This window comes from Pseudomonas sp. ASL7 (genome assembly GCF_056680375.1).
In genome coordinates this window covers 40,452-54,316 of record NZ_CM155279.1, presented here as the reverse complement: position 1 = coordinate 54,316, position 13,865 = coordinate 40,452, and the positions used below count along the sequence as shown (strand labels likewise).

Genomic DNA, 13,865 nt, shown 5'->3' with positions numbered 1-13,865 from the left:
ACCAATTTGACCAGCATGGAACCCGGCAACATCGGTGTCGACCCGCGCCTGAGCTTCGACGACCCGCTTCTGGACGGTCTGTTGATCCTCTGCAAACTCCACGGCGCGACGGTCAGTCGCGCCAGCCTGAGTGCCGGCCTGCCCCTGAACAAACAACGTTTGAGCCTGGACTTGCTGCCGCGCGCAGCGGCCCGTGCGAGCTTGCAGGCGCGATTGCTGCGCCGTGAACTGGCGGACATTTCCGCCCTCAACCTGCCCGTTTTGCTGATCCTCAACAACGGTCGGACCGCCGTCCTGCGACGCTTTGGCGATGACGATCAGTTGCAGATTCTGCCCAGCGAAGCCGATGGCGGCGAACAATGGGTCAGCCGTGCAGAGTTGGCCGAAAACTATAGCGGTCAGGCCTTGTTCGCCCGGCCGCGCCACGAACTCGAAGACTTGCGCTCGCCGCTGGTGCCGCGCGTAGAGGCCTGGTTCCGCGACACCCTGAAGCTGTCGAAATGGCTATATGGCGATGCGATCCTGGCGAGTTTCCTGATCAACCTGCTGGGGCTGATGGTGCCTCTGTTTGTGATGCAGACCTATGACCGGGTGGTGCCGAACCAGGCCACATCGACCTTGTGGGTGCTGTCCATCGGCTTGCTGATTGGCACCGGGTTCGAACTGGCGCTGCGGGTCGTGCGTGCGCACTTGCTGGACACCGCCGGGAAGAAGACCGATGTCATTCTTTCCGCCACGTTGTTCGAACGCATCACTGGCATGGCCATGAAAGCACGGCCGGCAACCATCGGCGGTTTCGCCCAGAGCATTCACGACTTCCAGGGCCTGCGCGAGTTCCTCACCGCCGTGACCCTGACCAGCCTGATCGACCTGCCCTTCGCCGTACTGATGCTACTGGTGATCGGCCTGCTCGGCGGTTGGCTGGTGGTGATTCCGCTGTTGGCGTTTCCAATCACGATTATCTTTGCGATGGTGATTCAGGTTCGCCTGCGCGACACCGTGCAGAAAAGCCTCAGCCTCGGCGCCGAACGCCAGGCCCTGCTGATCGAAACCCTCGGCGGCCTGGAAACCCTCAAGGCGTGCAGCGCCGAAAGTGAACGTCAGCACAAATGGGAGAGCACCCACGGCGCGCTTACCCGCCTCGACAGCCACGCGCGTAACCTCTCGGCAGTGGCCACCAACGGCACGCTGTTCATCCAGCAATTTTCGGGCATGGCGACCATTGTCGCCGGGGTCTACAGCATCATCGCCGGCAATCTCAGCGTCGGTGCACTGGTGGCGACTTACATGCTCGGCAGCCGCGTGCTCGCACCGCTGGGGCAGATTGCCGGGCTGATCACCCGCTACCAGCAAGCGCAACTGACCATGAAAAGCACCGATGCCTTGATGGGGTTGCCGCAAGAACGCGACGCCAGGCAACGGCCACTGGAGCGCACGCAACTGCAAGGCGCGCTGGACGTCAGCGGCGTGACGTTCCACTACAACGGCCAGAACGCGCCGGCCCTGGCTAATGTCAGCTTCAGCGTAAAACCCGGGGAACGGATCGGCATTATCGGTCGCAGCGGCTCGGGCAAAAGCACCTTGGCGCGACTGGTGATGGGTTTCTATGCGCCGGAAGAAGGTCAGCTGTTGCTCGATGGCCTGGATCTGCGTCAGCTCGATGTCGCCGACCTGCGCCAGCAAATCGGCTACGTCGCTCACGACCTGCCACTGCTGGCCGGCAGCCTGCGCGACAACCTGACCCTCGGTGCGCGCTACATCAGCGATTCGCGCATGCTCGAAGTCGCGGAACTGACCGGTGTCACCGAGCTGGCCCGCCAACACCCGCAAGGTTTTGATCGGCCCGTCGGCGAACGCGGACAATTGCTCTCCGGAGGCCAACGCCAGGCTGTATTGCTGGCCCGGGCCATGCTGCTGGACCCGCCGATCCTGCTGCTCGACGAACCGACCAGCGCCATGGACAACAGCAGCGAAGACGTTCTGCGGCAAAAACTGCACAGCTGGGTCCAGGGCAAAACCGTGCTGCTGGTCACTCACCGTACGTCGATGCTCAGCCTGGTGGATCGTCTGGTGGTGCTGGACAACGGACGGATCGTCGCCGACGGTCCGAAAGAAGCGGTCATCGATGCACTGCGCAAGGGCCGGGTCGGCTCTGCGGCTGTCTAGGAGTTACCCATGGCCCGTTCATCATCCGACGCCTCGAACTCTAATTCGAAGAAACGAGGCTATTTCGGCAGTTTCAGAAAAAGCGCCGAAAGCGAATTCATGCCGGAAACCGCCGGCGCGGCGTTGCAGGATTCCCCGCGCTGGTCGCGGATCACCGTGTGGCTCGCTGCCGGGCTGATTATCAGCGCACTGGTCTGGGCCAAGTTCGCCGTGCTGCAGGAAGTCACCATGGGCGAAGGCAAGGCGATTCCGTCGAGCAAGGTTCAGGTGATCCAGAACCTGGAGGGCGGCATTGTCACCGAAATCTTCGTGCGCGAAGGGCAAATGGTGAATAAGGGCGATACGTTGCTGCGCCTGGATGACACGCGCTTCCTGTCAAATAAAGGCGAAAGCGAGGCGGATCGTTACGCGCTGACGGCCCAGGTCGAACGCTTGTCGGCCGAAGCAGAGGGGCGCCCCTTCAAGTTATCGACTGAAGTCATCGCCAAAGCCCCACAAGTGGCTGAAGACGAACGCTCGCTGTACGACCAACGCCAGCGTCGATTAGCCAGTGAGCAGCGCACACTGAGTGAACAACTTCGGCAAAAAACCCAGGAACTGGCGGAATTCCGCTCCAAACAGGGTCAGTTCAGTTCCAGCCTGGCACTCCTGCAGCAGGAGATGAACATGTCCACGCCGCTGGTGAGCACCGGGGCGGTTTCACCGGTGGAAATCCTGCGCCTCAAGCGCAGCGCCGTGGAGATTCGCGGCTCGCTGGATGCCACGACGCTGGCGATTCCCCGGGCCGAATCGGCGATTAACGAGATCAAAAGCAAGATTGACGAGTCAGAACAATCCTTCCGCTCGGACGCGGCGAAAGAGCTGAACGAGAAACGCACGGACCTGTCGAAAATCACCGCATCGAGCATCGCCATCGACGACCGCGTGACTCGCACCACGGTGATCTCGCCGGTGCACGGCATTATCAAGGTGCTCAAGGTCAATACCATCGGCGGCGTGGTTCAGCCAGGCAGCGACATGGTGGAAATCGTGCCCCTGGAAGACAATTTGCTGATCGAGGCCAAGGTGCGGCCACAGGATGTAGCGTTCCTGCATCCGGGGCAGAAAGCGATGGTCAAGTTCAGTGCTTATGACTACACGATTTATGGTGGGTTGAGTGCCAAGCTTGAGTTGATCGGGGCGGACACGATTACGGATGACAAGGGCAACAGCTTTTATCTGATTCAGGTTCGCACTGATAAAAACCACTTGGGTGGGGATGTGAAACCGTTGCTGATCATTCCGGGGATGGTGGCGACCGTAGATATCATCACTGGCGAGAAAAGCGTATTGGATTACCTGTTGAAACCGGTGCTGAAAGCCCGGACCGAGGCGATGCGGGAACGGTAGTCTGTGCCTGGCGTTTGCTGTGATGGTTCCACTGCAATCGCGAGCAGGCTCGCTCCCACTGGGGATCTGCGGTGTTCACAAATGCTGTGCTCACTGGAAATCAACTGTGGGAGCGAGCCTGCTCGCGATGAGGCCAACACAAACACCGACTACTTCGGCCCATGATTACGCAGAAAGGTCTCCTCCCCCATCGCCGCAATCTGCCCTTCGATCAATGCTTCGAAGGGTTTTAGCAAGGGTTCAAAGGTCATCGGTGCTTCAAGCGTCTGCAACGCCTGAACAACCGCCTCCACCGTCGACAGCGCACCGGGCCCGGGCGCCTTACGCAATCGATAACGCGACACCGCGCCCTCGGCCAGCGTCACTCTGGGCAACGCTGCCAGCAGCGGATTAAGGTGTAGCATTTTACGCGCCTTGCGCCATGTGCCGTCTGGAACGACCAGCAGCAGCGGCTCATCGGTGGCGGTATAGGCCTGCAACGGTAGAGCCTCATCGGCAGGAAACAGCAGCCGCGCCTGATAGCCCGCCTGATTCAACAGCGCCGGCAGTTCCTCGAACACTTCGCCAACGATCAACTCGGCATTTTTCAACCCCAAGGCCGCCAACCGCGCGGTGTTCAGCGCATGGCTCACTTCGCTCGGATGCTGCAACAGCAACACCCGGGTGCGACTGTCGAGGCTCGGGATCAGCGGGCACAGGCAATGGGATTGCGGGCGCAGACACCGGGAACATTGAATTCGAGACATCGCTTCCTTTTCCTTTAAGCCGCCTGATTCAGTTGTGCTTTAAGCAGGTCGCGGAAGGTCTGGATCAGCGGTTCGCGGCTGCGGCCACGGCGCACGATCATCGAAAACGGCGCTTGATAACCAAAGGTCGCCGGCAGTAGCACGCGCAAATCACCCCTGTCCGCCCAAGCCTGAGCGTAGTGCTCTGGCAGATATCCGATGTAAGCACCGGACAGCACCAGAATCAGCTGCGCCTCCATACTTTCCACCGTCGCAGCGCTATGCTTGAAACCGTGCCGTGCCAGTTCGGCCTGACTCCAGTAACCACGGCCAACCATGCGCTGCTGGGTGATGACTTGCTCGGGAATGCGCCGTTCGGTGAACAACGGATGGCGACTGCTGCAATACAGCCAGTGTTGTTCGCGGTACAGCGGCATGTAAACCAGACCACTCATGCGCGTGGAAAACGCACCGATGGCCAGGTCGAGGCGATTGTCCTGCACGCCGAGTTGCAGTTCGTAAGGGCTCATGACCGACAAGTGCAAATGCACGGCCGGGTGCTCCTGGCTGTAGGCACCGATGGCCTCGGCGAACGGCAGGGCCTTGTCGCTGACGGTGGAGTCGATCACGCCCAGGTTCAGCGTGCCGCGCAACTCGCCCTTGAGGGCGGCGGCGTATTGCTCGAAGCCTTCGAGTTCACCCAGCAGGCGCAAGGTCTCCTGATGGAACAACTCGCCCTTGCTGGTCAGGCTGAAACCGCCCCGGCCACGATGGCAGAGCACCAGGCCGAGCGCCGATTCGAGCTGGCTCATGTAGGTGCTGATAGCCGAGGTCGAGAGGTTGAGCTCTTGCTGGGCGTTGGCGAACCCTTGATGGCGCACTACGCTGACGAAGATGCGCAATAGTTTCAGGTCGGGTAAAGCGTTGGCCATTGGGGGTCTCCAACAAAAACACATTCAGGTGTTGAGTCATGTAGCAGCTGCCGAGCCTGCGAGGCTGCGTCAGGCGCGGGCCGCGTTCGGACGAAGCCGTCGTGAAATCAGGCGACGCGGTGTTTCAGGAAAACCTCGCGTTCAAGTTTTACGACGGCTTCGTCCGAACGCGGCCCGCGCCTGACGCAGCCTCGCTGGCTCGGCAGCTGCTACAGGAAACCCTGCCAGTCTATCTCTGCTCGTGCCATTAGTTTAGAAAAATCTGAACTAAGTATTTGCCCGTAGCGATTCTTCCCGGGCACAACATTTCGCAGAATTGACCCCAATGGTGCCCGTGTCTCTGCGACCGGCGTAACCGACACAAATAAAACAACGACGATGAGGCCCTACCCGTGGACAAGATTCTTCACCAACCACTGGGCGGCAATGAGATGCCGCGCTTCGGCGGCATCGCCACCATGATGCGACTGCCCCACCTGCCAACCGCTGCCGGCCTGGATGCTGCCTTTGTTGGCGTTCCGCTCGACATCGGCACCTCGCTGCGTCCGGGCACCCGTTTCGGGCCTCGCGAAATCCGCGCTGAATCCGTGATGATTCGCCCGTACAACATGGCCACCGGCGCCGCCCCGTTCGACTCGCTGTCGGTTGCCGATATCGGCGACGTGGCGATCAACACCTTCAACCTGCTGGATGCCGTACGGATCATCGAAGAATCCTACGACAATATCCTCGAACACGATGTGATCCCGCTGACGCTGGGCGGCGACCACACCATCACCCTGCCGATCCTGCGTGCCATCCATAAGAAGCACGGCAAAGTCGGCCTGGTGCACATCGATGCTCACGCTGATGTGAACGATCACATGTTCGGCGAGAAAATCGCCCACGGCACCACGTTCCGTCGTGCTGTCGAAGAAGGTCTTCTGGACCCGGACCGCGTTGTGCAAATCGGTCTGCGCGCCCAGGGTTACACCGCTGACGACTTCAACTGGAGCCGCAATCAGGGTTTCCGTGTGGTTCAGGCCGAAGAGTGCTGGCACAAATCCCTCGAGCCATTGATGGCTGAAGTTCGCGAGAAAGTCGGTGGCGGCCCGGTGTACCTGAGCTTCGACATCGACGGCATCGACCCAGCCTGGGCGCCAGGTACCGGCACCCCGGAAATCGGCGGTCTGACGACCATCCAGGCGATTGAAATCGTTCGCGGCTGCCAAGGCCTCGACCTGGTCGGCTGCGACCTGGTAGAAGTCTCGCCCGCTTATGACACCACCGGCAACACCTCGCTGCTGGCGGCCAACCTGCTGTACGAAATGCTCTGCGTACTGCCTGGTGTTGTCCATCGCTGAAAATCGGCCATGAGCGAACGTGATCAGGTCTTGCAAGCTGCCGCCTGTCTGGTGGCAGCCTTTGCATGTAACGATCGCGAAGCCTGCTTCGGCGCCTTCAGCGCCGATGCGGGCTTCGTTTAGTCGATCAGATCCCGGACAGCAAACGCACCGCGAGTATTCACCCCTGACGATGCACGCAGTAACGGCACGGGTTCTCTCGGCAAGCCGGCGCTGTGACACGTCGCATTATTCAAAAAGCACAGTGATAAACGGAACCTCTGTGGCGAGGAAGCTTGCTCCCGTTCGGCTGCCCGGCAGTTGAAAAACAGGCCAGTGAGATTCTCCTGAGGAAACTCGACTGCAGGTTTTTGGGCTGCTTCGCAGCCAGTGGGAGCAAGCTCCCTCGCTACAAAAAACGGTTTCATTGCCTCATTGAAATTTAGCCTCACCATAAAAAAGACAATCGGAGTTACGCCATCATGGCATTGGATTTATTCGTCGTTCTCATCTACGCAGCCGCGATGCTGATGCTCGGCTACTACGGCATGCGCAAGGCCAAGACCAACGAAGACTTTTTGGTCGCAGGTCGTAACCTCGGCCCGAGCCTGTACATGGGCACCATGGCCGCCACCGTTCTGGGCGGCGCGTCCACCGTCGGCACCGTACGCTTGGGCTACGTCCATGGCATCTCCGGTTTCTGGCTCTGCGCGGCCCTCGGTTGCGGGATCGTGGCGCTGAACCTGTTCCTCGCCAAACCGCTGCTGAAGCTGAAGATCTACACCGTTACCCAGGTCCTGGAAAAACGCTACAACCCGATGGCCCGCTCCGCGAGCGCGGTGATCATGCTGGCCTATGCGCTGATGATCGGCGTGGTCTCGATCCTGGCCATTGGCACCGTGCTGCAAGTGCTGTTCGGCCTGCCGTTCTGGCTGTCGGTATTGCTCGGCGGTGGCGTGGTGGTGATCTACTCCGCGATCGGCGGCATGTGGTCCCTGACCCTGACCGACATCGTCCAGTTCGTGATCAAGACCGTGGGCCTGATGTTCATCCTGTTGCCAATCTGCCTGTACCGCGTTGGTGGCTGGGATCAGTTGGTGTTGAAACTGCCGGCCACCGCCTTCAGCTTCACCACGATTGGTTGGGACACCATCATCACCTACTTCATGATCTACTTCTTCGGGATCCTGATCGGCCAGGACATCTGGCAGCGCGTGTTCACCGTCAAGAGCGCCAAGGTTGCTCAGGTCGCCGGTACATTCGCAGGCTTCTACTGCATCCTTTACGGCCTGGCCTGCGCCCTGATCGGCATGGCCGCTCATGTGCTGATCCCGGACCTGGACAACGTCAACAACGCCTTCGCCGCCATCGTCAAACTGTCCCTGCCGGACGGTATCCGTGGTCTGGTGATCGCGGCTGCCCTGGCGGCCATGATGTCCACCGCCAGCGCCGGCCTGCTCGCCGCTGCTACCACCCTGACCGAAGACCTGCTGCCGAAACTGCGTGGCGGTAAACAGTCGAGCCTGGGCATGAACCGCCTGTTCACCCTGTTGACCGGCATCGTCGTACTGGGCATCGCTCTGGTCGTGAATGACGTCATCAGCGCCCTGACCCTGGCCTACAACCTGCTGGTGGGCGGCATGCTGATCCCGCTGATCGGTGCGATTTTCTGGAAACGCGCAACCACCGCCGGTGCTATCGCCAGCATGGGCATGGGCTTTGCCACGGCGCTGCTGTTCATGTTCAAGGATGGCCTGGATGCCAACACCCCGATCTATTACAGCCTCGGCGTAGGCCTGGTGAGCTTCGTGCTCGTCAGCCTGCTGTCCCGCCGCCCGGCGCTGGTGACTAGCGCCGCCTAAGCTGACCATAACAATTTGATGTTTTCTTCGGCGGGTGTGGCGTCGGTTGCCACACCCGTTTTTTTTCGCCTGAAGGAAAGTGCTTTTGAACATCATCAGTTTGACCAGTGGCAGCACCAGCACGGCTGAAGCCTGCTGTACTCAGACGCAGGGACAATAACGATTCAGATGCAGGGACAACAACAATAACGCCCTCGAAGATCGACCATGAAAAGAGCCGCCGTTCGTGCCGCCGTGCATCGCTTTATCAGCCGTTTGCTGGAAAGTCAGGATGACTTCGACGACAACGCGAGCCTCGCGCAGTTGGGATTGGATAAAGAAGATATCGAAGAGCTGATCTTCCATCTGGAGGATGAGCTAGGGTTGACGGCGTTTACGGCAGAAGAAGATCAAATGCTCAAGACCGCGACGACGGCCAATGACTTGAGTCGGTTTTTGCTGGAGATTGCGCGGCATTAAGTCTGCCACCGCTTAATTTCGCCGATGCGCCCTGTAGCAGCTCTGCGTCCGACTGTGTAGGAGCGAGCTTGCTCGCGATGGACGTCAACGATCACGCGTGCGATCTGGATAACCGAGTTGCTCTTACATTTCTCGCGAGCAAGCTCGCTCCTACACGGTCGAACGCAGGCTCGGCAGCTGCTACAACAACGGCTGCGCGTGATTACCGGCGGCGCTGCTGGCGTCGGCGTTGTTCGTCGTCAGTGCGAATAGGCACAGGTTGCAGAGGCGGTTCGATTAAACCGAGTGCGACACCCAGGTCGTGCAGCCAGTTTTGGATTTTCTCTTTCATGGTGCCCCCTTTTGGGTAGTGCCGAGCGGCCGGAATTCTGTAGCCGCTTCGCACTGATAATAGTCCGAAGTCCTACGCAATGCTCGCCAAAATCCTCAATGATCTGTTACTGAATCAATCCAAATTCCTGACCGTTAGTTCAAGCAATCGCCTGAGCCTGAATCGCTGCGCACGGATAAACCGCTTGTTGCTGTTCGATCCAAGCATTCAGATTGGCCCCGACCATGCCCTTGCGCCACATCAGCCAGGTTGTGGCACTGGCAAACGGCTCAGCCAAGGGATGCACCGCCACGCTTTCACGGCCCGGCAGGCTGGCGAGCATCGACTCCGACATCAGCGCCACGCCCGAGCCGGCAATCACACAGGCAAGCATCCCCGGATAGGATTCAATCTCCATCGCACGCCCCATGGCCGCGTGATCGTGAGCAAACCAGGCTTCCAGGCGCATCCGGTAAGAACAACCCTGCCGAAAGGTGAACACCGACCGACCTTCCACATCCAAGGCGCTGCGCACCGGCGGGTGATCGGCCTCGCTGATCAGCACCAGCCGTTCGTCGCACAATGGCACGCCATCGAGCCCGGCCAGTTCCAACGGGCCGTCCACCAATGCCGCGTCGAGCCGACCGGTGAGCAAACCTTCCAGCAATTCGCCGCTGGGTCCGGACTGCACCTGCAGGTTCACCGCCGGGTAAGTGCGGTGATAGCGCGCCAACAGCCCTGGCAGGTGAATGGCAGCCGTGCTGTACATGGTGCCGAGCACGAAGTCGCCAGCCGGTTGCCCGCCCTGCACGGCCGCACTGGCTTCGTCATGCAAGGCGAAGAGCTTGGCGGTGTAATCCAGCAAGACTTTTCCCGCTGGTGATAACTGCAAACGCTGACGCTCACGAACGAAGAGTTCTACTCCAAGCTGTTCTTCAAGTTGTTTGAGCCGCGTCGACAGGTTCGACGGCACCCGATGCAACCGTTCGGCAGCACGCGTGATCGAACCCTCCTGCGCCACGGCCTGGAAGATCCGCAATTGGCTGAATTCCACGGCATTCTCCAAATCAGAACAAGTTACTCACTATTATTCATTTTTAAAGAAAGTCAATCAGTCCTAGCCTGACGGTCATTGATCCCCTGAAGGAGCTCAGATCATGTCCCCTCTGATTCGCTTACTCGCCAGTTTTATCGCCCTGATGATGGCCATGGGCATCGGGCGTTTCGCGCTCACGCCGCAATTGCCGCACTTGCTCAGCGAAGGTCAGATCGACCTGACCGCCGCCGGTCTGATCGCAGCCGCCAACTACCTCGGCTACTTCGTTGGCGCGGTTGACGCGATGTTTTCCCGGCGCCCCGAGCAAGTCCGCCGGCGTTTGCTGGGTGGTTTGTGGCTCTGCGTCTTGCTGACCTTGGCATCGTTCTGGGCCAATGGTTTCTGGTCGCATCTAATGCTGCGTTTCGGGACCGGAGTGGCCAGCGCCTGGGTGTTGGTGATGATCACGGCGCTGAGCCAACCACTGGCCGTAGCGGCCGGTCGTCCGCGGCTGGGCGCCCTGGTGTTTGCCGGACCCGGTTTAGGTATTTTTCTGACAGGACTGCTGGCCTTGGGTTCGAACCTGTTGGGTCAGACTTCCGCCACCTTGTGGCTGGTGTATGCCGGCGTCGGTCTGGTGATGCTGCTGGGGATTCTGCCATTGCTGCCCCAACCTGCCACGACTGCGACTGTCGTCCCCACCGCCACGACTTCCGGCAATCAAGGCATTGCCCGTTTAGGCGTGATCTATGGGTTATACGGTTTGGGCTACATCATTCCGGCCACTTTCCTCTCGCAAATGGCTAACGCGCAGTTCCATGGTCAATGGCAGGCCGATCTGTTCTGGCCGTGCTTCGGGCTGGCGTCGGCTATCGGCGTGGTGCTGGTCAGCCTGCGTCGACAACGCCCGAATGGCACTCGTTATTGGCTGATGGCGACGTTATGGCTGCAAGCCGCCGGCGTGTTCGCCTGCCTGTTGGGCAGCGGGCCGGGCCTGGCGTTGGGGGTGATCCTGTGTGGCACGCCGTTCCTGGCCTGCATGCAGTTGGTGATGCAACGCTCCCGGGAGTTGGCGCCCCATGCCACCCAGCGCAATGCGGGATTGCTGACGGCGTGCTTCGCCGTGGGCCAACTCACCGGACCGTTGCTGGCCGCGGTAAGTAGCCATTTCAGTGGAGGGTTACAGCCAGCGTTAGTGGTCGCCGGCAGTGGTTTGTTCATCGCCGGCGGGTTGTTACTGCGCCCGGTCAGTATTGCCCGAGGGCTTTGCGTAAACGACGGCGAACCCACTGCTCAGCGCTGACAAACGTGATGCCCAATAGCACCAGCACGGCGCCGATGATGAAGTTGAGGCTCAATTTTTCACCCAGCAACACCACGCCGAACGTGACACCGAACAACGGTGTCATGAATGAAAAAACCGCCAGGTTCGCCGCCAGATAACGGCGCAGCAGCCAGAACCAGGTCAGGTAACTGAAGAACGACACCACCAGCCCCTGAAACAGGACACTGGCCACCGCGACAGTGGTCAGGTTGACGTGGGTGACCTGGCCGCTGAGGATCGCGATCAACAACAGACCGACGAACCCCACAATCAATTGATAGAACAGCGTCAGGGTCACGGGTGCTTCCGACAGGCGCGAAGCACGCACCACCACCGTGGTCGCGCCCCACGAGGCCCCGGCCAGTATGCCTAATGCATCGCCCATCAACATGCGGTGATCGAGGTTGTCCCAGGACACCCCGCCGGCAAACGCGACGGCGATCCCGACGAAGGCGAGGAAGATTCCCAGCCATTGGACGGGCCTTAAACGTTCACTGGGCAACAACCAATGAACGCCCAACGCGGTGAAAATCGGTGCGGTATAGAGAAACACCGACATGTGTGCGGCCGTGGTCAGCTGCAATCCTTCGGAAATGAAGAAGAACTCCAGGCCAAATAAAGCACCGGCCAACAATCCGCCACGCCAGGTGCGGCCGACCTGATCCCAACCGCCCTTCCAGCAGATCAGCAATCCTACGAGCAACGCGGAAATACCCGATCGCGCCGCGGCCTGCATCACAGGTGCGATATCAGGCGCCGCCCACTTGATCATGACCTGTTGAACGCCCCAGATCAGGCACAAGCCAACCATCACTTGCAGCGCAAACCCATCGGCGTTACGACGGGTGGCGCTCACTGGAACACCTCGACAATATCCATGGCAATGACTCGACAGTTAAAGCAAAACCCCCAACCTGCGGATCGCACAAACAGCGCCGATGGCGCCTGACGCGAGGTCAGCTTAGTTCAATGCGATCAGCATGAATGACGATCTGGCCGTTCTTGTACAACGCACCGATGGCTTTTTTGAAGTTGCCTTTGCTGACGCCAAACAGGCTGCTGATCACCGTCGGGTCACTCTTGTCGCTGACCGGCAGGCTGCCGTTGTTTTCACGTAACTTGGCGAGAATCTTCGAGTTCAGGCTGGTGGCAGCTTCTTCACCGACCGGTTGCAGGCTCAAGCTGATTTTGCCGTCGGCACGGACTTCCTTGATAAAGCCCTTCTCTTCTTTACCGGCGCGCATGAACTTGAAGATTTCGTTCTTGTGAATCAGGCCCCAGTGCTTGTTGTTGATGATCGCCTTGAAGCCCATGTCCGTGGCTTCAGCCACCAGCAAGTCAACTTCCTGGCCCGGGGTGTAGTTGGCCGGAGTCTTGTCCAGGTAGCGATCCAGACGCGCCGTCGCGGTGATGCGGCGGGTATGCTTGTCGAGGTAGACGTGCACCACGCAATACTCGCCAGCGGTCATCTGACGCTTTTCTTCGGAGTATGGCAGCAACAGATCCTTCGGCAGGCCCCAATCCAGGAATACACCGATGCTGTTGACTTCAACGACTTTCAAACTGGCGAATTCACCGACTTGAACTTTCGGCTTTTCGGTAGTTGCGATGAGTTTGTCATCGCTGTCCAGATAAATAAAAACGTTGAGCCAATCTTCATCTTCGCTGGGAATATCTTTGGGAATATAACGATTAGGCAGAAGGATTTCGCCCTCCGCGCCACCGTCCAGATATAAACCGAAGTTAGTGTGTTTAACCACTTGCAAACTGTTGTAACGCCCGACTAAAGCCATTTCCAATACCCTCATTGCGTGGGCGGCATTCTACCCGGTTTTACGGGCGGTGTTTGGCGGCCAGCCCGGTGGCGGCAGAAATTCCTCTGAACCCCTTAATTTTCCGGGGTTTTGTCAGCGAGCTCGCGGCCGCTCGTCAGACCGATCCGGCAGCATTGGCCAGCACCTGTCGAACCGAATCGGTTTTTCCACACACAATGTTCTTATTTAAAACAGCAGCTTAGCCGGACAACTCGAACAATTACCGGTGAATAATCAAGCGTCGGCCCCGATTATTTCAGGGGGATATTTACCAAGCAATTGTCAAGTATTTCCTGTACGATGCCTGGCCAAGTTAATTTTCTACAGGTTAATGGCCGCCATGCGTGTAAAAGCATCCAACAGCAAAGCAAAGCCAGCTCCAGCCGTTGAAACCAGCGAATCGATCAACAACCAGATTGCTGCGTTCCTCAAGTCCGGCGGCGAAATCCAGCAAATTGCCAAAGGCGTCAGCGGCCAGACATTCGGCCCGTCCAAGCAGATTACACTCGGCAAGAAGTAACACCCT

Annotated in this window: 13 protein-coding genes and 1 pseudogene; 8 read left to right on the top strand and 6 right to left on the bottom strand. The window is 59.2% G+C overall.

What is annotated here, in order from left to right; translation table 11 throughout:
- Nucleotides 1-6: 6 nt before the first annotated feature.
- Together AC1MDT_RS00265 and AC1MDT_RS00260 are read left to right on the top strand one after the other, a co-directional pair.
- Nucleotides 7-2,166, top strand: coding sequence for a type I secretion system permease/ATPase (locus AC1MDT_RS00265; RefSeq protein WP_480420168.1), 2,160 nt, complete (start codon nt 7-9; stop codon nt 2,164-2,166).
- Nucleotides 2,167-2,175: 9 nt separating this feature from the next.
- Complete coding sequence (locus tag AC1MDT_RS00260; protein ID WP_480420167.1) at nt 2,176-3,555, top strand: HlyD family type I secretion periplasmic adaptor subunit; 1,380 nt, start codon at nt 2,176-2,178, stop codon at nt 3,553-3,555.
- A gap of 149 nt (nt 3,556-3,704) precedes the next feature.
- Here the strand turns inward: AC1MDT_RS00260 and AC1MDT_RS00255 are convergent, their stop codons facing one another.
- Together AC1MDT_RS00255 and AC1MDT_RS00250 are read right to left on the bottom strand one after the other, a co-directional pair.
- The gene (locus AC1MDT_RS00255; RefSeq protein ID WP_480420166.1) at nt 3,705-4,301 is read right to left on the bottom strand and encodes a tRNA-uridine aminocarboxypropyltransferase; all 597 of its coding nucleotides are present in this window, start codon (nt 4,299-4,301) and stop codon (nt 3,705-3,707) included.
- A gap of 14 nt (nt 4,302-4,315) precedes the next feature.
- The gene (locus AC1MDT_RS00250; RefSeq protein ID WP_480420165.1) at nt 4,316-5,212 is read right to left on the bottom strand and encodes a LysR family transcriptional regulator; all 897 of its coding nucleotides are present in this window, start codon (nt 5,210-5,212) and stop codon (nt 4,316-4,318) included.
- 392 nt (nt 5,213-5,604) lie between these two features.
- On the opposite strand from AC1MDT_RS00250, the gene speB reads away from it, so the two are divergent.
- The 4 genes and pseudogenes from speB to AC1MDT_RS00230 all read left to right on the top strand — a co-directional run bounded on the left by speB (nt 5,605) and on the right by AC1MDT_RS00230 (nt 8,855).
- A complete protein-coding gene (gene speB, locus AC1MDT_RS00245) occupies nt 5,605-6,555 on the top strand; it encodes an agmatinase (RefSeq protein ID WP_480420164.1) in 951 nt (316 codons plus the stop codon).
- A 9-nt stretch (nt 6,556-6,564) separates the two neighbouring features.
- Nucleotides 6,565-6,675 (top strand): annotated as a pseudogene (locus AC1MDT_RS00240) (DUF4440 domain-containing protein); the annotation flags it as partial.
- Between the two features lie 341 nt (nt 6,676-7,016).
- Entirely contained in the window at nt 7,017-8,396 is a 1,380-nt protein-coding gene (locus AC1MDT_RS00235) for a sodium:solute symporter family protein (RefSeq protein ID WP_480420163.1), read from the top strand.
- A gap of 207 nt (nt 8,397-8,603) precedes the next feature.
- Nucleotides 8,604-8,855, top strand: a complete 252-nt coding sequence (locus AC1MDT_RS00230; RefSeq protein ID WP_480420162.1) for an acyl carrier protein — start codon at nt 8,604-8,606, stop codon at nt 8,853-8,855.
- 202 nt (nt 8,856-9,057) lie between these two features.
- Here the strand turns inward: AC1MDT_RS00230 and AC1MDT_RS00225 are convergent, their stop codons facing one another.
- Together AC1MDT_RS00225 and ptrR are read right to left on the bottom strand one after the other, a co-directional pair.
- Complete coding sequence (locus tag AC1MDT_RS00225; protein ID WP_007914492.1) at nt 9,058-9,186, bottom strand: PA1414 family protein; 129 nt, start codon at nt 9,184-9,186, stop codon at nt 9,058-9,060.
- A gap of 139 nt (nt 9,187-9,325) precedes the next feature.
- Nucleotides 9,326-10,219: a putrescine utilization regulator PtrR gene (gene ptrR, locus AC1MDT_RS00220; protein ID WP_480420161.1), complete on the bottom strand. Its 894-nt coding sequence runs from the start codon at nt 10,217-10,219 to the stop codon at nt 9,326-9,328.
- Between the two features lie 103 nt (nt 10,220-10,322).
- Between ptrR and AC1MDT_RS00215 the strand changes: the two genes are divergently transcribed.
- The gene (locus AC1MDT_RS00215; protein ID WP_480420160.1) at nt 10,323-11,504 is read left to right on the top strand and encodes an MFS transporter; all 1,182 of its coding nucleotides are present in this window, start codon (nt 10,323-10,325) and stop codon (nt 11,502-11,504) included.
- Here AC1MDT_RS00215 and AC1MDT_RS00210 read toward each other — a convergent pair.
- Together AC1MDT_RS00210 and AC1MDT_RS00205 are read right to left on the bottom strand one after the other, a co-directional pair.
- Nucleotides 11,449-12,381, bottom strand: coding sequence for a DMT family transporter (locus tag AC1MDT_RS00210; RefSeq protein ID WP_480420159.1), 933 nt, complete (start codon nt 12,379-12,381; stop codon nt 11,449-11,451). The two genes, AC1MDT_RS00215 and AC1MDT_RS00210, sit on opposite strands and share 56 nt — an antisense overlap.
- A gap of 100 nt (nt 12,382-12,481) precedes the next feature.
- The gene (locus AC1MDT_RS00205) at nt 12,482-13,318 is read right to left on the bottom strand and encodes a CvfB family protein (RefSeq protein WP_480420158.1); all 837 of its coding nucleotides are present in this window, start codon (nt 13,316-13,318) and stop codon (nt 12,482-12,484) included.
- Nucleotides 13,319-13,670: 352 nt separating this feature from the next.
- Here AC1MDT_RS00205 and AC1MDT_RS00200 point away from each other — a divergent pair, with 352 nt between their 5' ends.
- Nucleotides 13,671-13,859 (top strand): hypothetical protein, encoded by a 189-nt coding sequence (locus tag AC1MDT_RS00200; RefSeq protein WP_017337097.1) that lies wholly within the window; start codon nt 13,671-13,673, stop codon nt 13,857-13,859.
- Nucleotides 13,860-13,865: the final 6 nt, after the last annotated feature.

Excerpts from the sequence above, each read along its gene's own strand:
- AC1MDT_RS00215 (WP_480420160.1), top strand. The coding sequence starts at position 10,323 with ATGTCCCCTCTGATTCGCTTACTCGCCAGTTTTATCGCCCTGATGATG.
- AC1MDT_RS00250 (WP_480420165.1), bottom strand. The coding sequence starts at position 5,212 with ATGGCCAACGCTTTACCCGACCTGAAACTATTGCGCATCTTCGTCAGC.
- AC1MDT_RS00200 (WP_017337097.1), top strand. The coding sequence starts at position 13,671 with ATGGCCGCCATGCGTGTAAAAGCATCCAACAGCAAAGCAAAGCCAGCT.
- AC1MDT_RS00230 (WP_480420162.1), top strand. The coding sequence starts at position 8,604 with ATGAAAAGAGCCGCCGTTCGTGCCGCCGTGCATCGCTTTATCAGCCGT.
- AC1MDT_RS00255 (WP_480420166.1), bottom strand. The coding sequence starts at position 4,301 with ATGTCTCGAATTCAATGTTCCCGGTGTCTGCGCCCGCAATCCCATTGC.
- AC1MDT_RS00260 (WP_480420167.1), top strand. The coding sequence starts at position 2,176 with ATGGCCCGTTCATCATCCGACGCCTCGAACTCTAATTCGAAGAAACGA.
- AC1MDT_RS00205 (WP_480420158.1), bottom strand. The coding sequence starts at position 13,318 with ATGGCTTTAGTCGGGCGTTACAACAGTTTGCAAGTGGTTAAACACACT.
- AC1MDT_RS00235 (WP_480420163.1), top strand. The coding sequence starts at position 7,017 with ATGGCATTGGATTTATTCGTCGTTCTCATCTACGCAGCCGCGATGCTG.
- AC1MDT_RS00225 (WP_007914492.1), bottom strand. The coding sequence starts at position 9,186 with ATGAAAGAGAAAATCCAAAACTGGCTGCACGACCTGGGTGTCGCACTC.